Raw genomic sequence first — 22459 nt, 5'->3', positions numbered from 1 at the left:
TCCGCTGGGATGCTGGCTGAGATGCTGGCTGAGATGCTGGCTTGGTTGAAAGGTCAGAAGGCCGGGAGCCCGAGGGTCTCGTCGGGGTGCTCGTGGATCAGGTACGCGTCGAGGGTCGCGGAGCGGTGGCGGCGCGAGACCTTCTCGATCTCGCCGAGCGGCGCCCCCGTCTCGATCAGCCGGACGAGGTTCTCGTGCTCGCGCACGGACTCCTGCGCGCGACCCGGGACGAAGGTGAACGTCGAATCCCGGAGGTGGCCCAGGCGGACCCATTCCGCCTCGACCAGGTCGAGCATGCGCGGATTGGCGCACTTGGAGAACAGCTTGGAGTGGAAGTGCCGGTTGAGGGTCGTGAACACCCGGGGATCGAAGTCCTCGAGCTGGGCGATCATCCTGTCGTTGATCTCCCGGGCCTCCCGGAGGTCCTCCGCGGTCAGCGCCCGGGCCGCGAGGGCCGTGGCGGATCCTTCGAGGATCGACAGCGCCTGCATGCTGTGGCGGTACTGGGAGTCGTTGACCATCAGGACGTGGGCGCCGACGTTGCGCTCGAACGTCACGAGGCCCTCGGCCTCGAGCTGCCGGATCGCCTCGCGCACCGGCACGACGCTCATGCCGAGCTCCCCGGCGATCGTGCTGAGCACCAGGCGGTAGCCCGGGGTGAACTCCTGGCGCACGATGCGCTCTTTGATCCAGTGGTAGGCGAGCTGCGACTTGCTCTGGCCCTCGCTCATGACGTCTCCCGGGTGCGGTACTTCTCCCGCCACTCGGCGTTCATGGGGAACAAACCCTCGATCGGGTTCCCGGCGGCCACCTGGTCGGCGATCCAGGCGTCCTCCTCCTCCTGGGAGAGGGCGGCTTCGGCGACCTCCTCCGCGAGTGCGGGCGAGATGACGATCACGCCGTCGCCGTCGCCCACGATGATGTCGCCGGGCTGCACGGTGGCGCCGCCGCAGGCGACCGTGACATCGACGTCCCACGGCACGTGCTTGCGGCCGAGCACCGCGGGGTGCGCCCCGCCGGAGAACACGGGAAGGCCGATCTCGGCCACGGCGTCGTAGTCGCGGACGCCGCCGTCCGTGACCACACCCGCGGCCCCCCGGGATCTCGCCCGCAGTGCGAGGATGTCCCCGAGCGTGCCCGACCCGCTTTCGCCGCGTGCCTCGATGACGATGACCTCGCCGGGGGCCACCTCGTCGAAGGCGCGCTTCTGCGCGTTGTACCCGCCGCCATGGCTCTTGAAGAGGTCTTCGCGGCCCGGGACGAAGCGCAGCGTCTTGGCGGTGCCCACCAGTTTGGTGCCGGGGCCGTTCGCGGTCACCCCCTCGACGACGCAGGCGTTGATGCCGCGCTTGCGCAGCTGGGCGGACAGGCCCGCGGTGGGCGCCTCCTCCAGCTTGGCGCGCAGGTCGGGACTCAGCGCGGGGGTCCCGGAAGCGGGCTCCGGCTCGGAGGGGAGTCCAGCGGCCTCCCGCGACCCCCATGCCTCCTCGCGCTGCCGGTCATCGACCGCCGGAAGCGATCCGAGAGCGGGATCGAAGTCTGCCTCGCCCTGCACGACCGTCGTACGCAGCCGGCCGGAGGAGGGCGAGCCCGGCGCACCGGGAGCATCCACTTCGACCTCGACCACATCGCCGGGGACGATCACGGACGAGCCGGACGGCGTGCCCGTCAGGATGACGTCGCCGGTCTCGAGGGTGAAGTGCTGGGAGAGGTCGGCGACGATCTGCGGGAGGGAGAAGATCAGGCCCTCGGTGGTGTCGTCCTGGCGCAGCTCGCCGTTGACCCACGACCGCACGCGCAACCCGGCGGGGTCGAGCCCCGCGGCATCGATCAGTTCCGGCCCCAGCGGGGTGTAGCCGTCGCGGCCCTTGGAACGGACGTTGGAGCCCTTGTCGTTGGCGCGGAGGTCGTAGAGCCCCAGGTCGTTGGAAGCGGTGACCGAGGCGACGTGGGACCATGCCTCCGCCGCGCTCACGTGGTGGGCGGGCTCGCCGATGACCAGGGCGATCTCGCCCTCGAACGCGAGCAGCTCGGTGCCGGCGGGGCGTTCGACGGTCCCGTCGGTGCCCGCCACGGAACTGGCCGGCTTGAAGAAGTAGGAGGGGTTGGCGGGGCGGCGCCCCCTCTGCTCGGCACGTGAGACGTAACTGATGTGGATCGCGATGATCTTGCCGGGTCTGACGGTATCCCTCACAATGCGCCTCCTCGCGCTGATGCGGCGCCGTTGCCGTGGCACCTCGGTGCGTTGTATCTGAAATCGTATATTTTCTGTCGGGCGTACGGCAAGCATTTTCCGCGTCCGGTTTCCGACGGGCGCTGTCTCGACCGGTCTACCCGTGCCGGCTATGGCGACGTCCGCAATGCTGTCCGCAATGCCGCCCGCGGTGGCGATCAGCCGCCCAGGAAAGAGCGGATGATCCTTGCCGACTCCTGCAGTCGCGCGGCGATCCGGGCCTCGTCGTGGTCCCCGACGTAGACGACGGCGATCGCCGCCGCATCCCGGTTGGCGGGAAGCCCCAGCGGCACGGCCACCGAGCGGACGGTCGGGATGACCTCGTCATGACTCGTGGCGTAGCCCTGCTCAGCCGCTGCGGCGAGCTCATCGCGCAACCGTTCGTCCACCCCCGCGGGCCACCGGCTCGGGGCGAGCGCCGACAGAATCGCCTTGCTGGGGGCGCCCACGAGCATCGAGTGCCGGGAACCGGGCCGCTGAGCGAGCGAGGCGACGGCGTGCCGGGGCTCCACGCTCGTCAGCGTGATGCACTCGTCGTGGTCCCGTACGGCCAGGAAGCACGTCACGGCCAGGTCGTTCGCGACGGCGGTGAGTTCCGGCAGCGCCTCGGAATGCAGGTCATAGGCCACCCCCGCGGCCAGGGTCGCCATGCGGGCGCCCAGCTGCACGCGGCCGCCCGCATCGCGCACGGCGAGCCCGTGGAGCTCGAGCGTGCGCAGCAGCCGGTAGGCGATCGAGCGGTGGACCTCCAGGCGCTCGGCGATCGCATCGATCGTGAGCGGCTCCCGGGCGTAGGCCAGCTCCTCGAGGATGCGGATGCCGCGGCTCAAGGTCTGCGAGGCCGGGGTCGTGCGCTGGGTGGTCATGGATCTCCCGTCGGGGGTGGAGGGTATTGCCGGTCACATTCAGCTCGTATACGATCCGGTCAATAGTCGAATGGTGAGTTCGAATATAGAACACCGCTCGACGATCACGTACCTCGACGACGAAGTCAGAGGAAAGGAATCGACGACGATGCAGTTCCATCACCACGGATACGTCTCCGGAGACCCCCGAGTACTGGATGCGGCAGGTCACGGGATCGACCGGCCCGCAGAGATCCCCGACGACGTGGATGTCCTGATCGTCGGCTCCGGGCCCGCGGGCATGCTGCTGGCCGCGCAGATGTCGCAGTTCCCCGACGTCGTCACGCGGATCGTCGAGAAGCGCGACGGACGGCTCAAGCTCGGCCAGGCGGACGGCATCCAGCCCCGCAGCGTGGAGACGTTCCAGGCCTTCGGGTTCGCCGAGCGCATCACCGCCGAGGCGTACAACATCGCCTATATGAATTTCTGGGGCCCCGATCCCGAGAACCCGCGCAATATCGTGCGGACCTCGCGCACCGAGGACTACGCGTTCAAGATCAGCGAGTTCCCCCACCTGATCGTGAACCAGGCGCGGGTGCTCGACTACTTCGCCGAGAGCGCGGCCCACGGTCCCGGTCGGATCCGTCCCGACTACGGCGTCGAGTTCACCGGCCTCACCGTGCACGAGGAGGGGGAGTACCCGGTCGAGGTGCAGATCCGGTATGCGGAGGGGAACCGGGCGGGTGAGGAGCGCACGATCCGGGCCAAGTACGTGGCCGGGTGCGACGGCGCTCGCAGCGGTGTGCGCACGGCCATCGGCCGCCAGCACATCGGGCAGCCCGCGCTGCACGCCTGGGGCGTCATGGACGTCCTGGTGAACACCGACTTCCCAGACTGGCGCACCAAGTGCGCGATCAACTCCGCGGCGGGCAACATCCTGCACATTCCGCGCGAGGGCGGCTACCTGAGCCGCATGTACATCGACCTGGGAGCCGTGGCCGAGGACGACCACCACCGCGTGCGGCAGACCCCGCTGGAGGAGATCATCCGCCGCGCCAACGAGATCCTCCACCCCTACACCCTCGATGTGCGCGAGGTCGCCTGGCACAGCGTGTACGAGGTCGGGCACCGGGTGACGGACAGGTTCGACGACGTCGCCGAGGGGTCCGACCGCACCCCGCGGGTCTTCCTCACCGGTGATGCCTGCCACACGCACAGCGCCAAAGCCGGACAGGGGATGAACGTGTCGATGCAGGACGGATTCAACCTGGGATGGAAGCTCGGTTCCGTGCTCACGGGGCGCAGCCCCGAGTCGCTGCTGTCGACCTACTCCGCCGAGCGCCAGCCGGTGGCCCAGCAGCTGATCGACTTCGACCGCGAGTGGTCGTCGCTCATGGCCCGCAAGCCCGAGGAGATCTCCGACCCGCAGGACCTCGCCACCTACTACCTGGCCACCGCCGAATTCCCCTCGGGGTTCATGACGCAGTACACGCCGTCGATGATCGTGGCCGGCGACGAGCATCAAGCGCTCGCGGAGGGCTTCCCGATCGGTAAGCGCTTCAAATCCTCGGAGGTGGTGCGCGTGTGCGACGGCAATGTGGTGCACCTCGGCCACGAGGCGAGGGCCGACGGACGCTGGCGGATCTACGCGTTCGCCGATGCGCCCGCACCGGGGGAGGACTCCGCTCTGACCGCATGGGCGGACTGGCTGTCCTCGTCCCCCGACTCGCCCGTGCTCCGGTTCACCCCGGAGGGCGCGGACGCGGATGCGGTCTTCGACGTGAAGGCGATCTACCAGCAGCCCTACGAGGCCGTCGAGGTCACGGCCGTGCCGGAGATCCTCCAGCCGAAGACCGGGCCCCTGGGCCTGACCGACTGGTACAAGGTCTTCGCGGCCGCCCCCACGGCCTGGCTGGACAGCGACATCTTCACGGAACGCGGTCTGTCGCGGGAGGGCGTGGTAGTCGTCGTACGACCCGACCAGTACGTGGCCCACGTCCTCCCGCTGACCGCGACCGGCGAACTCGCCGATTTCCTCTCCCATTCGCTGCTGCCGCAGTCCTGAGCCGACCGGTCCGGGCGATCCTGGAGGCCGTCCCGATCGATACGGCCATCGATATGAAGTTATGAAGATATGAAGGAGTGCACCGGATGAATCTCGAGCAGACGGGCAACGGAACCCTGCGCCTGGTCTGGCCGCAGTGGCAGGGAGCGAGCCGAGAGAACGTCTCCCTCCTGCTGCCCGAGGTGCCGCTGGCACGCGCGCGGCACGGCTACGCGGTGGGCGCGCGGGTCCTGGAGGCGATCCTGCCCGCCCATGAGGGGCCCACCGAGGTGGTCGCCGTGCCCATGGCCGAATCCGCCGACGAGGTCGCGGGCGGGATCGAGTCCCGGAGCGCGATCGTGGCCTCCCTGGCGCAGGCCCAGGCGGCCATCGCCCGCCACGACGCCGAGCGCATCGTGACCTTCGGCGGGGAGTGCTCGGTGAGCGTCGCGCCCTTCGCCGCCCTGGAGGAGAAGTACGGCGAGGACCTGGCCGTGATCTGGATCGACTCGCATCCCGATACGGACACCCCGGAGACCGCCTACACCGGATACCACGCGATGGCGGTCTCCGCGCTGCTCGGGCACGGCGATGCGGAGATCGTGGGCATGCTGCCGGCGAGAGTCGACCCGGACCGGCTGGCGCTGGCCGGCCTCCACGAATGGGAGGAGGACGCCTACCCCAACATCGAGGCCTGGGGCGTGACCGCCTTCGGTCCCGAGCAACTGCGGACCTCGACGGAGACCCTGCTGGACTGGCTCGCAAGCACGGGCGCATCCAAGGTGGCCATCCACCTGGACGTCGACACCGTCGACAGCGACGAGAGCGTCCTCGGCCTGGGCCAGGTACCGGGCGGACTGACCCGGGCCCAGTTGCAGCGAGTGGTCGCGGACCTCTCGACCGCGGCGGACGTCGTGGGCCTGACGATCGCCGAGTACATCCCGCGCAGCGCGCTGGTCATGCAGGAGCTGCTCGACGGCATGCCGCTGGTCACCCCGCCCGCTTCCCGCTGAGCGGCGATCGGCCATGTCCGGACAGCTCGCGCAGGATCGCATCGCCCTGGAACACGAGCGGTCACGGGTCCATCGGCGCACGCTCGTCGTCGTCATTCTCAGCCAGATCCTCGGCGGGTCCGGCCTGGCCGCCGGGATCTCGGTCGGTGCACTGCTGGCGCAGGACATGCTGGGCTCGGACAGCCTCTCGGGGCTGCCCACGGGCCTGTTCACCCTCGGCTCGGCCCTGACCGCCTTCCTGGTGGGGCAGTCCACCCAGCGTTTCGGACGTCGCCGCGGGCTCGCCTTCGGCTTCATCGCCGGCGCCCTCGGAGCCGCGGGCGTGGTCATCGCCGCCGTCGCCGGCACCCCGGTGTTCTTATTCGCCTCGTTGCTCGTCTACGGAGCCGGTACCGCCACGAACCTGCAGGCCCGGTACGCGGGAACCGACCTGGCGCCCGAGAACAGGCGCGGGTTCGGAACCAGCATGGCGATGGTCGCCACCACCGTGGGGGCGGTGGCCGGTCCCAATCTCATCGACCCCCTCGGGAACCTCGCGGCTGCCCTGGGCATCCCGGTCCTGGCGGGCCCGTTCCTGCTCGCGGCCGTGGCCTACGGCGCCGCGGGCCTGGTGCTCTTCGCCTTCCTCCGCCCCGACCCGTATCTGCTGGCCAGGCGGATGGCGACGGCGACGTCGGCGGAGGATCCCGGTACGGACGACTCATCGGACGGACCTGAAGGCGGCCCCGACGATGCCCGGACGCCGATCGGTACCAGCGCCTACGTGGGGGCGATCGTGATGGTGCTGACGCAGATCGTCATGGTCGCGATCATGACCATGACCCCCGTCCATATGCGTGCCCATCACCACGGGATGGCCGCGGTCGGGCTCGTGATCGGGCTCCACGTGGGGGCGATGTGGCTGCCCTCGCTGGTCACGGGAATCCTGGTGGACCGGCTCGGACGGACCCCCGTGGTGATCGCCACCGGTGTCACCCTCCTCGCGGCCGGCGTGCTCGCGGGCCTCGCCCCCGGCGATTCGCTCGTCCTGCTCATCCTCGCCCTCGTGCTGCTGGGCCTCGGCTGGAACTTCGGTGTGATCGCGGGGACCGCGCTGGTCGTGGACGGCACGGTGCCCGCGAACCGCCCGAAGACGCAGGGCAAGATCGACGTCCTGATCGCGCTCGCCGGCGCTGGCGGCGGGGTCATGTCGGGGGTGGTCATGTCAGCCACAAGCTTCAACGCCCTGTCTCTGGCGGGAGGCGTGCTGGCACTGGTGCTGATCCCGGTGCTGCTGTGGGCGCGGAATGGAACCGACGAGCGCTAGTCCCAACTTGTATTACGAGGCTGTGACTGTCCAGTTGTTTTGACGGGAAGTGCGTCCTTGTTTTTCGGAGCCAGCCATGTCCCGCATCGCTCGGTCGAAGGAACTCGTCGACGGCGCCGAATCTTCGGCGACTTGCCTGGGTGTGCTGAATGACCGCGGCCTGCTGCGCAAGCGCAGGGCAGCGTTTCGTGATTTGGGTCGGTGGAAGCGGGCCCAGCCTGTCCGAGATGCGACGTGGGCCGCTCATCGACGTCGATGAGCGGCCCACGTCGCATCTCGCCGTAGGGGGCGCATCTCGGCAGGAAAGGAAGGGTCTCGAAGATCAGGCGGACGGATGCTTCACGTGGTGGCGTCCCAGGGGCAGCATGAGGGGCGTGCCCGACGTCGGATCAACGATGACCTTGCTGTCGATCCCGAAGACGGCCCGCACGCTCTCCTCGGTCAAGGTCTCGGCCGGTGTGCCCGCAGCATGCAGGCGGCCGCCGGCGATCATCACCAGGTGATCCCCGTAGCGGGCCGCGAGGTTGAGGTCGTGCAGGACCATGACCACCGTGGTGCCTCGGCGGCGGTTCAGGTCCGTCAGCAGGTCCAGGACCTCCACCTGGTGGCTGACATCGAGGAACGTGGTGGGCTCGTCGAGCAGCAGCAGGTCCGTCCGCTGGGCCAGGGCGGTGGCGATCCACACCCGCTGGCGCTGGCCGCCCGAGAGCTCGTCCACGGGCCGGTCCATCAGCTCCACGGTCGCGGTGGCCTCGAGGGCCTCGGCGACGGCGGCGTCGTCCTCCTGGCTCCAGCGGGAGAACAGGCCCTGGTGGGGATGCCTGCCCCGCCCCACCAGCTCGGCCACGGTGATGCCCTCCGGGGCGACCGGCGACTGCGGCAGCAGTCCCAGGGTGCGGGCCAGCTGCTTGGCCGGCAGCTCGTGGACCTTCCGGCCGTCGAGCAGCACGCTCCCGGCCCGCGGTGCGAGCAAGCGGGACATCGAGCGCTGCAGGGTGGATTTGCCGCACGCGTTCGCCCCGACGATGGCGGTGACCTTGCCGGGCAGGATCGACAGGTCCAGCCCCTCGATGACGGTGCGATCGCCGTATCCCAGGGAGAGCCCCTCGACCGTCAGTGAGTGGTTGGTGGTCACAAGGAACCCCCCGTGCGGTTGGTGCGGACGATGAGATAGATCAGGTAGGGGGCGCCGAGCACGCCGGTGACGACCCCCACGGGGAAACGCGTGCCCATGAAGTTCTGCCCGACCAGGTCGGCGGAGAGCACCAGCAGGGCTCCCACCAGGGCGGACGGGAACAGCAGGGAGGCTCCGGGCCCGACCAGGCGGGCGGCGATCGGCCCCGAGAGGAAGGCGACGAACGCGATGGGGCCGGCGGCGGCCGTGGCGAACGAGATCAGGCCCACCGCGGCGACGATCACCACGAGCCGGGTCCGGTTCACCCGCACGCCCAGGGCCGATGCGGCATCGTCGCCCAGCTGGGTGGCGGTCAGGTCGCGCGAGGTGAGCAGGAGCAGGGGGCCCAGCAGGAGCAGGGCGATCAGCACCGGGAGGGCCTGCTCCCACGAGGCGCCGTTGAGGCTGCCCGTGAGCCAGCGCATGACCTCCTGCAGATCCCATTGCGCGGCCCGGGAGAGCACGTAGCTGGTGAGGCTGTCCAGCATGGCCGCGACGCCGATGCCGATCAGGATCAGCCGGGTGCCGGCGACGCCGCTGCGATAGGACAGCAGGTAGATGATCACCGCGACCGCCAGGCCCGCGATAATCGCGAAGGCCGAGACCTGAGCCCCGGTCAGGGACAGCGACACGATGGCGAAGGCAGCCGCAGCGCTCGCCCCGGCGCTGATGCCGATGATGTCGGGGCTTGCGAGCGGATTGCGCAACATCGTCTGGAACGTGACCCCGCCCAGGCCGAAGCAGCAGCCGACGATCACCGCCAGTGTTGCGCGCGGCAGTCGCAACCGTCCCACGGTGAAGGTGGCTCCGGACCCGTCCTGACCGAAGATCACGGCGAGCACCTCGGACGGGGGGTAGAAGGTCTTGCCGACCATGAGCGAGGTTGCGTAGACGAGGGCCACCAGCACGAGCAGCACGACGACGACCGTGCGCCGCCGGGCGGTGCGGTGATGCCTGGCCTGGGTGACCCGTTCGAGGGTGGGCATGGCGGGGCCGGCCGTCTTCTGCGGCGACAGGGTAGTCATAGCGCGCGGACCTTCTGCCGGCGGACGATGGCGATGAAGAAGGGGGCGCCGATCAGGGCGGTCACGATTCCGACATCCAGCTCGGCGGGGCGGGCCACGATCCGGCCGATCACGTCCGAGGCGGTCAGCAGGGCGGCGCCGGCGACCGCCGAGAACGAGATGAGCCAGCGATGGTCCACCCCGATCATCAGCCGGCAGGCGTGGGGCACGACCAGGCCGACGAAGGCGATGGGCCCGGTGACCGCCGTCGCCGCCCCGCACAGGATCACCGCCCCGAGGGATGCGGTCGCGCGCATGGTGGTCACGTGTTCGCCCAGGCCGGCGGCGAACTCGTCGCCCAGCGCGAGGGAGTCCAGCCCCCCTGGCCGTCAGCAGGCACAGGAGGAACCCGACGGCCAGGAACGGCAGCACCTGCTGGATGCTCGCGAAGGTCCCGCCCCCGACGCCTCCGATCTGCCAGGACCGGACCCCGCCGGCGATATCGCCGCGGGGCAGTATGACGGCCGTTACCAGGGAGCTCAGGGCGGCTGCGGTCGCGGCCCCCGCCAGGGCGAGCTTGAGGGGAGTGGTGCCCCCGTGCCCGAGGGAGCCGATGACGTAGACCGCCAGGGCGGTGGCGGCGGCCCCGATGATGGCGACCCAGATGAAGCTGGCCGCCGAGGTCAGGCCGAAGAAGGCGATGCCGATCACGACCGCCAGGGTCGCTCCGGTGTTGACCCCCAGGATGCCCGGGTCCGCGAGCGGGTTTCGGGTCACCCCCTGCATCACCGCCCCCGAGACGCCGAGCGCCGCACCGGCCACGACCGCCAGGAGCGTCCTGGGGATGCGCTTGGCGACGGCGGCCTGGTCGAAGCCCTCGGGCGGCCCGGTGAACGCGGCGACGACGTCGGAGAGTCCGACGTCGCGGGAGCCGATCATGACCGAGGCCGCCATGAAGGCGACCAGCAGGAGGACGAGCACGAGGAGCCAGCGGGTGCGCACAAGCGTCGACCGCCGGCGAACGGCGGTCGACGCTTGCGGTGAGGCGAGAAGAGCCATGAAGCGGCGGTTACTTGGCCGCGGCGTCGTCGAGCGCGGTCAGGTAATCCTCCAGCACGTAGGAGATCGACAGCGGCGTGGGGTTCGCGGCGGTGCCGAACGGCTCGGTGCCCGGCAGGGCCACGATCGCCTCGTTCTCGACGGCGGGCATCTGCGACAGCAGCGGGTCGGACTCGAGCGTCTCCACGAGCGAGTCGTCGCCGTAGGTGACGATGATGTCGACGTCGTCGAAGGCGTCTGCCTGCTCGGCGCTCTGGGTGAGGCTGAACTGGTCGGTGGTCGCCGAGGCGTCGGCGATGCTCGGCGGGGTCTCCAGTCCGAGGTCCTCGAAGAACATCGCGCGGGTGTCGTGGGTGGTGTAGAAGCTGACCTCGCTCAGGTCGGTGGTGTCCACATGGGTCAGGAACATCGCGGTCTTGCCCTGCAGACCGGTGTGCTTCTCGGCGGCCTCGGTGATCTCTTCCTCCAGGGAGGCGACCAGCTCGTCGCCCTCCTCGGCCATTCCCATCGCCTCGCTGTTGACCTCGATCATCTCCCGCCACGGGGTGCCCCATGCGGTCTCCGGGTAGGCGACCACGGGAGCGATGTCACTGAGGGTGTCGTGGTCCTCCTGGGTGAGCCCGGAGTAGGCGGCCAGGATGACGTCGGGGTCGGTGTCGGCGACGGCCTCGAAGTCGATGCCGTCGGTCTCGTCGAACAGCACGGGGGTCTCGCCGCCCAGCTCTTCCAACCGGTCCTCGACCCAGGGGAGCATCCCGTTGTCGTCATCGTCGCCGAAGTCGGCGGAGGCCATGCCGACGGGGACCACGCCCAGGGCCAGGGGCACCTCATGATTGGCCCAGTTGACGGTGGCGATGCGCTCGGGCTTGTCCTCGATGGTGGTGGTGCCGAGGGCGTGCTCGATGGTCACGGGTTGCCAGTCGCCGTCGTCCCCTGAGCCCGAGGAATCCGAGGAGCCCCCGGAGCATGCGGAGAGACCGATGGCGAGCACGGTGACCACGGCAGCAGCCGGGGTGCGCAGCGATATAGACATGGCGCCTTTCAAGGAGGGTGAAAGCATCCCGTAAGTAAGGGTTGCCTAACCTACATTAAAGACGCCGTTCCACAATAGCAATTGAGCCGCTGGTGCGGACCGTACGGAGCGACGCCGGCTTGGCAACCTCGTGCGCCGATACCCGCCAGGGGTATACGGTGAAGGGAGCCGCCAGATCACCCGGAGGGGCCCCGGCGGACGGAAGCTCTCAGAATCCCGGTGGCCGGGTGCGACCACCAGCGGCAGACGTTGAACCGGCGGTAGACGAGGAGAAGGAGACGGTATGGGACATCGGAGGACAGCGCTGGGAATGGCCTCGGCCGTCCTGATCGGCGGTTTGGTCCTGACGGGCTGCGGGGACTCGGGCGAGGAGGAGACCGCGGAGCCCTCCGGTCAGGCGACCGCGGCCGAGGGCCACGCCCACGAAGAAGGCGGCGGCGGTCATCAGCACGATGCCGACGGAGGTCAGCCACCGGAGGGGATCCAGGAGGCGGCCGACCCCGCCTACGCCATGGGGGAGACCGTCCGCCTGGCCGCGGACCACATGCCCGGGATGGACGGCGCAGAGGCCACGATCTCGGGGGCCTTCGACACGACCACGTACGCGGTCTCCTATACGCCCACCGGTGGCGGCGAGCCCGTCACCGGACACCAGTGGGTGGTCCACGAGGAGCTGGAGGACCCCGGGGAGGCGCCCCTTCCCGATGGGACCGAGGTCGTCCTGACCGCAGATCACATGCCGGGGATGGACGGCGCTCGGGCGAGCGTCGACAGCTCCACGGACGAAACCGTCTACATGGTGGACTTCGATATGGACGGCATGGCCATGACCAATCACAAATGGGTGGTGGAGAGCGAGATCCGGCCTGTGCAATAGCGCACTCCGAGGCTGCCACGGCCCCGATCGGACCACCTGTAGCGCCCGGGGGCACTAGGTTGGAGCGGTGACTTCCCATCCCGCCAGCGCAACCACCACGCCCTTGGACGTCCTGCGCGAGGTCTTCGGCTACGACGCCTTCCGCGGCGACCAGGCCGAGATCGTGGAGCACGTGGCCGCCGGGGGAGACGCCGTGGTGCTCATGCCCACCGGCGGCGGCAAGTCCCTGTGCTATCAGATCCCGGCCCTGGTCAGGGACGGCACGGGAATCGTCATCTCCCCGCTGATCGCCCTGATGCAGAACCAGGTGGACGCGCTCGCGGCCGTGGGGGTACGGGCGGCGTTCCTCAACTCGACCTTGAGCCCGGAGGAGTCCGCGGCCGTGGAGGCCTCCCTGGTGGCGGGGGAGCTGGACCTGCTGTACATGGCCCCGGAGCGGCTGGTCCAGGCGCGCACCCTGAACCTGCTGAGCCGGGCGGGGCTGTCCCTGTTCGCCATCGACGAGGCGCACTGCGTGTCCCAGTGGGGCCATGACTTCCGCAAGGACTACCTGGGCCTGTCCGTCCTGACGGACCGCTTCCCGGACGTGCCCAGGATCGCGCTGACCGCGACGGCCACGGAAGCCACCCACCGCGAGCTGACCGAACGCCTCAGCCTGGGCGGGGCGCGGCATTTCGTGGCCAGTTTCGACCGGCCCAACATCCAGTACCGGATCGTGGAGAAGGACAAGGCCCGCACCCAGTTGCTGCAGCTGCTGCGTTCCGAGCACGACGGCGACTCCGGGATCGTCTACTGCCTCTCGCGCCGCAGCGTGGAGCAGACCGCGGAGGCGCTGCGGAAGGAAGGCCTGGACGCCCTGGCCTACCACGCCGGCCTGAGCGAGGGGGAGCGGGCCGAGCGACAGGCACGGTTCCTGCGCGAGGACGGCGTGGTGATGGTGGCCACCATCGCCTTCGGCATGGGCATCGACAAACCCGACGTGCGGTTCGTCGCGCACCTCGACCTGCCCAAGAGCGTCGAGGGCTACTACCAGGAGACGGGCCGCGCCGGGCGTGACGGGCTGCCCGCCACGGCCTGGCTGGCCTACGGACTGCACGACGTCGTCCAGCTGCGCCGGATGATCGACGACTCCGACGGCACCGAGGCCCACCAGCGCGGCCAGCGGGCCCACCTGGACGCCATGCTCGCACTGTGCGAGTCGCTGACCTGCCGCAGGGTGCAGATCCTGCGGTACTTCGGCCAGGACGCCGGGCCCTGCGGCAACTGCGACAACTGCCTCAACCCGCCGACCGGCTGGGATGCCACGGTGGCCGCGCAGAAACTGCTCTCGGCGGTGATCCGCCTGGACCGCGAACGCGGCCAGCATTTCGGCGCCGGGCAGATCATCCACGTGCTGCGGGGCAAGGAGAATCAGCGGTCGACGGCCTCCCGGCACGACCAGCTGAGCGTCTGGGGCGTCGGCGCCGATCTCGGCGAGACCGAATGGCGGGGCGTGATCCGGCAGTTGCTGGCCCGTAACGTGCTGACCTCCTACGGCGAGTACGGCACCCTGGGCCTCGCACCGGCCGCCGGCCCGATCCTGCGCGGGGAGGCGACGGTCGAATTGCGCCGTACCGCCCCCAAGCGACGTGCTGCGGCATCCTCGGGACGGAGGTCGTCGACGACCGCTGCCGACCTCAGCGCCTCCGAGACCGCGCTGTTCGAGGCGCTGCGGGCGTGGCGCTCCGAGCAGGCACGGGAGCAGGAGGTGCCCGCCTACGTGGTCTTCCCCGATGCCACCCTGATCGCGATCGCCCAGGCCCGGCCCACCGAGTTCCATGACCTCAGGGGGATCAGCGGCATCGGGGCCAAGAAGCTCGAACGGTACGGGGACGGCGTCGTCGGCATCGTACGGTCGATGGAGGACTGACCCGCAACGACCCGGGTCCCTCCCGCCCGGTGATGGGGGCGGGAGGGACCCGGGTCGACAGTGGACGCGGACTGCTAGGCCCCGTACCCGTCATGCCCGGAGGCGTCGTGCCTAGACCGTGGCCTTCTTGTTCGTGACGTAGCTGACGAGCAGGCACACCAGGGCGAACGCCGCGGCCAGCACCGACGGCAGCCAGTGGCCCAGATCGATCGCCGCCTGGATGGTGAACTCGCGCTGCCAGACCAGCACCGCGACGATCCCCGCCACGATCAGCACCGCGCCGATGATGGCCATGGTCACCGCCGTCGCACCGAAGGCCCGGAAGATAGTCCCGAAGGCCGCACCCGTGAAGAGCGCGGCGAGGGAGTAGGCCAGGACGGCGACGAAGGTGATGAGGTAGTCGCCGTTGCCCAGCAGCGGCGTGCCGAACACCGGGACCCCGATGAACCAGCCGTTGGTCAGTTCTTCGATCCCCAGCAGAGCCGTCGCGAAGACGGCGGCGATCAGCGCGGTCACCCCGAACCCCATGGCCGAGCCCATCCAGAAATCTCGCCGGGTGCCGCCGAAGGCGAGCACGGTGGCGAAGGTCCGGTTGACGGCCAGGGCCGAGGAGGAGATGAAGAAGCCGATCAGCACGCTGACCAGCATCCCCATGCCGCTGAAGGTGGTGGCCGCCTCGGGCGGCAGGGGCAGGCCGGTCACCATGCCGGTGATCAGGCCCGCGATCACGGTCAGGGCCAGCACGGCCAGGAACATGACAGGAGCGACGTAGATCGCGTAGGTGCGATGGCTCATGTAGAGCCGGAAACTGCGCATGGGGTAGTTCATGATGTGACTCCTGCCTCTGATACCTCTGAGTTCTGCGGAAGGTTCTGCGCCACGGCGTGGTCGAGGATGCCCAGGGCTGCGACGATCTCCTGCAGGCCGGGCTTCTCGACCGACAGGTGCAGGGCCTCCGCCCGTGCCCGTTCGTCCGGGGCCAGCGCTCCCTTGACCAGGACGGAGTGGATCCGGCCCAGGGACTGCGAGGAGACCACGTCGTACGGGGCCGTGAAGCCGTCCACCGCCTCGTCGATGCCGCGGATCGCGGTCATGGAGCTCGTGACCTCGTCGACGTCGGCGTGCAGCTCGATGCGCCCCCGGCGCATCAGGACGACCTCCTCCATGAGGTTGGCGGCCTCGTCGATCAGATGCGTGGACATCAGGATCGTGCGGGGGCGCTCGGCCACCTCGCGCATGAGCTCCTCGTAGAAGATATTGCGCGAGGTCGGATCCAGCCCCAGGTAGGGCTCGTCCAGGAAGGTGTACTCGGCGCGGCTGGCCAGGGAGATGCACACCGCGAAGGCGGAGCGCTGTCCGCGGGAGAGCTTCTTGAGGGGCGTCTTGCGCGGGATCGAGAACCGGCTCAGGAGCCGCTCGGCCAGATCCGGCTGCCAGTCCCGGTAGAAGTGCGGCAGCGCGCGCAGGATGTGGTCGACGAGGTAGTCGTCGTGCCAGCGCTGGTCCTCGTGGACGAAGCAGGTGCGCTCCAGGATCCGGGCGTTCTCGGCGGGCTCCTCGCCGTCGATGGTGATCCGTCCCGAACTGCGGAACGTGTGGTTGCAGATCACGGACATGAGCGTGGTCTTCCCCACGCCGTTGGCGCCCAGCAGCCCGTACACCTTCCCGGGCTTGAGGTGCAGGTCGATGCCCTTGAGCACCTCGGTCTTGCCGAAGGACTTGGTGACGCCCTGCAGGGCGATGCCTGCGGAGGTCTCTGGGGTGCTGGTCACGGGGGCTCCTGCGGCAGATCGGGTCGTGGGATCGGTGGTGGTGACAGTCATGACGATGCCTCCGCGGGTGCAGTGGTGGTGTGGGTCGGGGACGTTGCGGCTGCCGCCCCGGGGTGGCTCTGCAGCAGTGCGACGACGTCGGCCGTCGTCATGCCGAGCCGTCGTGCCTCGGCCAGGAGCGGGGCGACGTAGGAGTCGAGGAGTTCGCCCTGGCGCTGCGTGCGCAGGACCTCGGGCCCGTCGGCGGTGACGAACATGCCGAGGCCGCGGCGCTTCTCCAGCACGGCGTGGTCGACCAGGCGGTTGAGGGCCTTGCCGGCCGTGGCCGGGTTGATGCGGTAGTGCACGGACAGCTCGGTGGTCGATGGCACTTGGCTGCCCGGCGGGTAGGCGCCCGAGAGGATGTCGTCGGCGATCCGGTCGGCGAGCTCCAGGAAGATCGGGCGATCGGAACGCGGTGCCGGCGGAGTCATGAGCACCTCCTCTAGGTCCTTTGGTTAGTTACTCAACTAATTAACCATAGAACCGGGATGGATGCAAGGGATTCAGGCGAGGCGGCTCATCAAAAGTCCGGGGCCCTCCTCTCTGCGCGATGCGACAAAGAGAAGGGCCCCGGACGGGAATGCTGGAGTGCGGTTGCGACGGTTCGGCTACGCCTCCGGGATCTCCTTCCCGAAGGTCGCCATGGTGACGTCCTCCGGGTCCGGGCCGCCACGGACCCCGGTGTCCAGGGCATCGATGGCGGTCAGCTCGTCATTGGTCAGCTCGAAGTCGAAGACGTCGAAGTTCTCCTCGATCCGTGCGGGGGTGACGGACTTGGGGATCACCTGGCGGCCCTGGTCGAGGTGCCACCGGAGCATGACCTGCGCCGGGGACTTCCCGTGCGCCTCGGCGATGGCGATGATCCGCTCGTCCTCCAGGGTGCTGCCCCGTTCGCCGTTCGAGTCGCGGTAGAAGGTGATGCCGCCGATGGGGGACCAGGCCTGGGACACGATGCCCAGCTCGCGGTCCTTGTCCAGCAGTTCCGTCTCCCGGAAGTAGGGGTGGACCTCGATCTGATTGACGGCGGGGATCACCTGGGTCTCGCCCATCAGGCGATCCAGGTGCTCGGGCATGAAGTTGCTGACGCCGATCGCCCGTACCTTGCCCTGTTCGAGCAGGTGCTCCAGCGCCCGGTAGGCGTCAATGGTCCTCTCGAACTCCGAGGGCAGCGCCTGGTGCAGGATGAGCAGGTCGATCTGCTCCACCCCGAGCTTGCCCGCGGCCTTTTCGAAGGCGTGCAGCGTCTGGTCGTAGCCGTAGTCGTTGATCCACACCTTGGTCTCGATGAAGATCGACTCCCGGGAGATCCCCGAGTTGCGGATGGCCTGCCCGACCTCGCGCTCGTTGCCGTAGGCCGCGGCCGTGTCGATATGCCGGTAACCCGTCTCGAGGGCCTTCTCGACGGCGGCCACCGTCTCCTCCGGTGGCGTCTGGTAGACGCCGAAACCCAGCGCGGGAATCTCGACGCCGTTGTTCAGGGTGATGTTCGGAATGCTCATGACCCCACCGTAGGTACGTCCAGCTGCAGGAGAAAGTCCGCCGAGATGCGAGTTGGGCCGACCATCAGCGCTGATGAGCGGCCCACCTCGCGTCTCAGCGCAGGGGATGCCCTCTCACCGGCGTTTCTGGACGACGAGCGCCCAGATCACCATCGCACCCGTGGCCACCGCCTGCACGGCCAGCGGCACCCAGCCGCCGGCTCCCAGGAGAACCGTGGCGACGGGTACCAGGACGATGACGCCGGACCGGTGGGCGGCCGTCATCTGGTTGATGGCCCCGACCGGGACGGGCCCGAGTTCCGTCAGGACCATGGAGCCGGCCCAGTTGATCGGCGGCTGGCGCGCCCCGGCGGTCGCCGTCGCTCCCACGCCGATCCCCGCCAGAGGCGCCATCGCGAGGAGGACCGGCAATCCGGTGAGCAGGCTCAGGACTCCCAGGGTCACCGTCATCCAGACGGCCATGAGCGCGCACGGGTGGACCAGCCTGGCGATGCGCGCGGAGCCCGCCGAGATCGGCAGTACCGCCTCGAGGTCGGGGGACAAGGCCGAGGCCCTCGTGGCCGACGCGGCGCAGTCGGCCGCCAGCAGCCCCAGGACGACGACCCCGGCCAGCAGCACCACCGGCGCGCCCCACCCGGACACGGTGGGCAGCAGCAGACCCAGTCCCAGCGTGCTCAGCCAGAGGGAGAGGGCACCCGGTATCCGCCACCAGGAGAGCGCCTCGGCCGCGACGACGGCGGTCCACGGGCCCGAGACCGCCGAGCGGAGCAGCGCCGAAGCGCGTCGTCGTCGGGAGGGGGCGCGGGTCAGGGACCGGTAGACGGCCTGCGCGTCTAGGGAGGAGGCCGCCGCCCGGAGGACCAGGTGGTGCCCGCCGCCGGAGGCCAGCTGCGGCCAGCCCAGTCCGCGCACCGACCGCAGGGCCAAGGCGGATCCCACGCAGGCCGTGGCGACCACCGCGAGAGCACTCGCTGCGACGATGGCGACCGCAGCGAGCGAGTCCCCGCCGACCACGGGGAACGGGACGCCGAGCGCCATGGCTGTGAGTCCCGTGCCCGCTCCGGCCAACAGCAGGACGGCGCCGCTCCACAGGGCGATGCCCGCAACGGCGGTGGTATCCCCTTCAGCCCGGGAACGGGCCTGGACGACGACGGCCGCAGCCGCCCCCGCCGGGCCGATGGCAGCCACGAGCACGCAAGCGGACAGCAACGTGGCACTGTCACCGACGATGGCGCTGCCGGCGAACAGCACGACGACCGCAACGACCGATGAGGCGAGCAGCGCCTTCAGCAGGATCCGCCGCACTGTTCCCCGCAGGAACGGCTGCCGGTCGACCGGCAGCTGCAGCCCCCACACGAGGTCCGCTCGCGACGCGGAGACCGGCCCGACGGTCAGGAGCCCCCACGATGCGATGAGGACCAAGGCCAGGACCATGAGGCAGATCGCCGGCAGAGCCGGTATCCCGCCGGGCCCGACGATCACGGAGTCGAGCAGGAAGGTCGACGGCTGCGTCTGCGCGCTGGTGAAGTGCAGGAGGCTGCCGCCCATCGCGACGACGACGATGAGGTAGAAGACCATGATGTAGCCCTCGAACAACCGCTCGCCGAGCGGCCGTGCGAGCCGGGGGCGCGTGATCTGGCGGACCCTGCGCCAGGGGTCGAACTCCGAGGTCGTGGCCCGTGCGTCCGCGCTCCTCGCCTGGCCTGCTTCGGGGCGGCTCACTCCGCGGGCCGCCCGGTGATCAGGGCGGCGGCTCTCGCAGGCGTGAGTTCGTCCACGTCGTCGTCGATGACCAGGCAGCGCCCGGCCACGCGGGTCAGGAACTGCGGGTCATGGGTCACGACGACGGCGGCCATGCCCTCGTCCGCCGCAGCCACGATCCTTTCCCCCAGGCGGGCGACCATGGCGGGGTCCAGCCGCTGCTCGGGCTCGTCCAGGAGCATCAGATCTGCCGGCCGCAGGAAGGCCGCGGCCAGCAGGAGGCGGCGGCGCTGGCCGGAGGACAGAGTCTCCGGAAAGGCCTTCGCCGCCGCCTCGAGGCCGAAGAAGGCCAGCTCCTGGTCGACGGAGCGGTCGGGCGCCGCCAGGCCATGACCGGCGGCCACCAGATGCAGGTGCTCGCGGACGGTCAGCCCGGGGAACCATGCGTCGTCGTCGAAGACGGCCGAGACGGCACGGCGCCACCTGGCCGACTCCTCCTGCCGGGGCTCGCCGCGGAATCGCACGCTGCCGCTCAGCGCATCCTGCCGTCCTGCCACCGTGCGCAGGACCGTGGACTTCCCCGCGCCGTTCCAGCCCACGATGCCGAGGACCTCGCCGGAGGCGATCGTGACGGTGACCTCGCCGCAGACGGCGTGTCCCATGAACCCGCAGGACAGAGCCGTGACATCGAGGAGGGCCGGGGAGCCGGGCATGCGGTTCACTCGACCTCGTCGAGGCGCTCGTAGGCCGCGAGGACCAGGCGCTCGGCACGTAGGAGGTAGTCCTCCAGGGCGGCCTTCGCCCGGGCGCCGTCGCCCGCTTCCAGATGCTCGAGGATCTCCCGGTTGAATTCGAGGAACGGTGCGTAGAGGTATTCGGCGTCGTCGATGAGGCCGAAGGCCAGCCGGAGTTCCGCGGCGATCTGCTGATAGAGGCGCATGAGACGCGGGCTGTCGGCCAGCTCGAAGAGGGCCTTGTGGAACGCGATGTTCGCGGTGCCGACCTGGCGCCAGTCGCCGCGATCCCGGGCCTCGCCCGCCTGGTCGACCGCCGCCCGGACCCGCAGGATCGCCGGATGCCGGGGGAACGCCTCGGCGATGGCCTGGCACTCGATGAGCCTGCGCACCCGGTACACGTCGATGATGGTGGTGATGGTCGGGATCGCCACGCAGACGCCCCGGTGGGGGATCTGGGACAGCAGGCCCTCCTGGCCGAGGATCCGGAAGGTCTCCCGCAGGGTATTGCGCGAGACGCCGAAACGTTCGGCGAATCTGGCCTCGGGCAGGTGCTCGCCGGGCGAAAGCGAGCCGTCGGTGATCATGGCCCGCAGCTGGACGGCCGTAGACTCCGCGCGCGGTGCAGGGGTCTGGGGACGGGGGTCACCGCCCTGCTCCAGGGGGCCGGGGCTGGTCATATCGGGAGTGTAACAAGGCTGGAAAATGCCCATTTCGTTGAACAATCTCTATTGCAATGTTCAATAAACACGGTATTTTCTTGGTCATCAATGCTCCCCGACCGGGCTGGTGGGCACTCTCCTGAGCCCGGATCCTGAGATGGGGCGGCCGGAGCGGCAGGCAAGGAATGCAGCACATGAACGGACAGACATCTTCCGGTGCAGGGCATGAGTCCAGCGGAGCCCGACCCTCCGGCGAGGGCGAGGGGAGGACCGGCGCCGCTGACTTCGTGAAAGCCCGCAAGGGCTCTCTGCTCGGTGCCATCTTCCTGATGGCCACCTCGGCGATCGGCCCGGGGTTCATCACCCAGACCGCCACCTTCACCGTGTCGATGGGCGCCGCGTTCGCCTTCGGCATCCTCGCGTCGGTAGTGATCGACTTCGTCGTGCAGTCGAATATCTGGCGCATCATCACCGTGAGCGGACAGCGCGCGGGCGAACTGGCCAATGCCGCGATCCCGGGCAGCGGTTTCCTGCTCGCGGTGCTCGTGATCTTCGGCGGACTCGTCTTCAACATCGGCAATATCGCGGGCTCGGGCCTGGGCCTCAACGCCCTGATCGGCCTCGACCCCAAGATCGGCGGGCTGATCAGCGCCCTGCTGGCCATCGGCATCTTCCTGGTGAAGCGCGCCGGCGCGGCGATGGACAAGGTCGTGGTCGTCCTCGGCGCGGTCATGATCGTCCTGACGCTCTTCGTCGCGATCGTCTCCGACCCGCCGGTGGGAGAGGCGCTGCGGCAGACGGTCTGGCCGGACACGATCGACTTCGCCATGATCACGACGATCGTCGGTGGGACGGTGGGCGGCTACATCACCTATTCCGGGGCGCACAAGCTGCTGGACTCGGGTATCCGCGGCCACGAGCAGATCCGCTCCGTGACCAACTCGGCGCTACTGGGTATCGGCGTCACCGGCCTGCTGCGGTTCCTGCTGTTCCTCGCCTTCCTCGGCGTCACGGCGAGCGGCGTGGTCATCGACGTCACGGGCGATCCTGCCGCCCAGGCCTTCCAGGCGGCCGCCGGCGAATTCGGCCTGCGGGCCTTCGGCCTAGTGATCTGGGCAGCGGCGCTGTCCAGCATCATCGGCGCCGCCTTCACCTCGGTCTCGTTCATGAGCGTGTTCAGCCACAGGGTCGAGGGCAGGCTGCGCAGCTGGGTGACGGTCGTCTTCATCCTGGTGAGCCTGACCGTGTACTTGATCGTGGGTACGGCTCCCGCCGCCCTGCTCGTGTTCGCGGGCGGATTCAACGGGCTGATCCTCCCGATCGGCTTCACCGTGTTCATGTACATCGGGTGGTTCCGCAAGGATCTCCTCGGGGGCTACCAGGTCAACCGGCTGCTCCTCGCGGCCGGGACGGTCGTCACCGCGCTGACCTGGTACATGGGGGTCGTCTCCTTCGGGGCGATCTTCGAGTTCCTCACGGTGTAGGCGGGGCAGGTGTGCGTGCGGGCTTGATTGCCTACGGTGGGGATCGAGAGGGCCCCGGGAACCATGAC

19 protein-coding genes and 1 pseudogene are annotated in these 22459 nt (G+C 69.5%); 6 read left to right on the top strand and 14 right to left on the bottom strand.

Annotated features, from left to right (window positions below):
- Positions 1 to 53 precede the first annotated feature (53 nt).
- From FCK90_RS06545 to FCK90_RS06535, 3 genes are all read right to left on the bottom strand, one after another.
- Positions 54 to 731, bottom strand: a complete 678-nt coding sequence (locus FCK90_RS06545; RefSeq protein WP_158033499.1) for a GntR family transcriptional regulator — start codon at positions 729 to 731, stop codon at positions 54 to 56.
- The gene (locus FCK90_RS06540; RefSeq protein WP_246180045.1) at positions 728 to 2194 is read right to left on the bottom strand and encodes a fumarylacetoacetate hydrolase family protein; all 1467 of its coding nucleotides are present in this window, start codon (positions 2192 to 2194) and stop codon (positions 728 to 730) included. Before FCK90_RS06540 ends, FCK90_RS06545 begins: the two co-directional genes overlap by 4 nt.
- A 197-nt stretch (positions 2195 to 2391) precedes the next feature.
- Complete coding sequence (locus tag FCK90_RS06535) at positions 2392 to 3099, bottom strand: IclR family transcriptional regulator (protein ID WP_158033497.1); 708 nt, start codon at positions 3097 to 3099, stop codon at positions 2392 to 2394.
- 148 nt (positions 3100 to 3247) lie between these two features.
- On the opposite strand from FCK90_RS06535, the gene FCK90_RS06530 reads away from it, so the two are divergent.
- From FCK90_RS06530 to FCK90_RS06520, 3 genes are all read left to right on the top strand, one after another.
- Entirely contained in the window at positions 3248 to 5143 is a 1896-nt protein-coding gene (locus tag FCK90_RS06530) for an FAD-binding monooxygenase (protein ID WP_158033608.1), read from the top strand.
- Positions 5144 to 5229: 86 nt separating this feature from the next.
- The gene (locus FCK90_RS06525) at positions 5230 to 6135 is read left to right on the top strand and encodes an arginase family protein (protein ID WP_158033496.1); all 906 of its coding nucleotides are present in this window, start codon (positions 5230 to 5232) and stop codon (positions 6133 to 6135) included.
- A 13-nt stretch (positions 6136 to 6148) separates the two neighbouring features.
- A complete protein-coding gene (locus FCK90_RS06520; protein WP_158033495.1) occupies positions 6149 to 7441 on the top strand; it encodes an MFS transporter in 1293 nt (430 codons plus the stop codon).
- Positions 7442 to 7763: 322 nt separating this feature from the next.
- On the opposite strand, the gene FCK90_RS06515 is transcribed toward FCK90_RS06520, so the two are convergent.
- From FCK90_RS06515 to FCK90_RS06500, 4 genes and pseudogenes are all read right to left on the bottom strand, one after another.
- On the bottom strand, positions 7764 to 8576 hold the full coding sequence (locus FCK90_RS06515; RefSeq protein ID WP_158033494.1) for an ABC transporter ATP-binding protein: 813 nt from the start codon (positions 8574 to 8576) through the stop codon (positions 7764 to 7766).
- Positions 8573 to 9640 (bottom strand): FecCD family ABC transporter permease, encoded by a 1068-nt coding sequence (locus tag FCK90_RS06510; protein ID WP_158033493.1) that lies wholly within the window; start codon positions 9638 to 9640, stop codon positions 8573 to 8575. The genes FCK90_RS06515 and FCK90_RS06510 overlap by 4 nt, the downstream gene beginning before the upstream one ends.
- Positions 9637 to 10678: pseudogene (locus FCK90_RS06505) on the bottom strand (FecCD family ABC transporter permease). Before FCK90_RS06505 ends, FCK90_RS06510 begins: the two are co-directional and overlap by 4 nt.
- Before the next feature lie 10 nt (positions 10679 to 10688).
- Positions 10689 to 11711: an iron-siderophore ABC transporter substrate-binding protein gene (locus FCK90_RS06500; RefSeq protein ID WP_158033492.1), complete on the bottom strand. Its 1023-nt coding sequence runs from the start codon at positions 11709 to 11711 to the stop codon at positions 10689 to 10691.
- A gap of 283 nt (positions 11712 to 11994) precedes the next feature.
- On the opposite strand from FCK90_RS06500, the gene FCK90_RS06495 reads away from it, so the two are divergent.
- Entirely contained in the window at positions 11995 to 12588 is a 594-nt protein-coding gene (locus FCK90_RS06495) for a YdhK family protein (protein WP_158033491.1), read from the top strand.
- A gap of 67 nt (positions 12589 to 12655) precedes the next feature.
- Entirely contained in the window at positions 12656 to 14497 is a 1842-nt protein-coding gene (recQ, locus tag FCK90_RS06490) for a DNA helicase RecQ (protein ID WP_158033490.1), read from the top strand.
- A gap of 111 nt (positions 14498 to 14608) precedes the next feature.
- Here recQ and FCK90_RS06485 read toward each other — a convergent pair whose 3' ends face one another.
- The 7 genes from FCK90_RS06485 to FCK90_RS06455 form a co-directional block, all read right to left on the bottom strand.
- Entirely contained in the window at positions 14609 to 15325 is a 717-nt protein-coding gene (locus FCK90_RS06485; protein ID WP_158033489.1) for a hypothetical protein, read from the bottom strand.
- Positions 15322 to 16269 (bottom strand): ABC transporter ATP-binding protein, encoded by a 948-nt coding sequence (locus FCK90_RS06480; protein WP_246180044.1) that lies wholly within the window; start codon positions 16267 to 16269, stop codon positions 15322 to 15324. Before FCK90_RS06480 ends, FCK90_RS06485 begins: the two co-directional genes overlap by 4 nt.
- Before the next feature lie 47 nt (positions 16270 to 16316).
- A complete protein-coding gene (locus FCK90_RS06475; protein ID WP_158033487.1) occupies positions 16317 to 16742 on the bottom strand; it encodes a GntR family transcriptional regulator in 426 nt (141 codons plus the stop codon).
- Positions 16743 to 16919: 177 nt separating this feature from the next.
- A complete protein-coding gene (locus FCK90_RS06470) occupies positions 16920 to 17810 on the bottom strand; it encodes an aldo/keto reductase (protein WP_158033486.1) in 891 nt (296 codons plus the stop codon).
- A gap of 114 nt (positions 17811 to 17924) precedes the next feature.
- Positions 17925 to 19532: a DUF6297 family protein gene (locus FCK90_RS06465; RefSeq protein ID WP_158033485.1), complete on the bottom strand. Its 1608-nt coding sequence runs from the start codon at positions 19530 to 19532 to the stop codon at positions 17925 to 17927.
- Positions 19529 to 20224 carry an ABC transporter ATP-binding protein gene (locus FCK90_RS06460; RefSeq protein WP_158033484.1) on the bottom strand — a complete coding sequence of 232 codons (696 nt, stop codon included), beginning with the start codon at positions 20222 to 20224 and terminating at the stop codon, positions 19529 to 19531. Before FCK90_RS06460 ends, FCK90_RS06465 begins: the two co-directional genes overlap by 4 nt.
- 5 nt (positions 20225 to 20229) lie before the next feature.
- Positions 20230 to 20925, bottom strand: coding sequence for a GntR family transcriptional regulator (locus tag FCK90_RS06455; protein ID WP_158033483.1), 696 nt, complete (start codon positions 20923 to 20925; stop codon positions 20230 to 20232).
- Positions 20926 to 21101: 176 nt separating this feature from the next.
- On the opposite strand from FCK90_RS06455, the gene FCK90_RS06450 reads away from it, so the two are divergent.
- Positions 21102 to 22391, top strand: a complete 1290-nt coding sequence (locus FCK90_RS06450; protein ID WP_158033482.1) for an NRAMP family divalent metal transporter — start codon at positions 21102 to 21104, stop codon at positions 22389 to 22391.
- Positions 22392 to 22459: the final 68 nt, after the last annotated feature.

The organism is Kocuria coralli (assembly GCF_008831305.1).
Lineage (GTDB): Bacteria > Actinomycetota > Actinomycetes > Actinomycetales > Micrococcaceae > Kocuria > Kocuria coralli.
The sequence above is the reverse complement of the archived record's forward strand: the minus strand, read 5'-3'. Positions and strand labels throughout refer to the sequence as shown.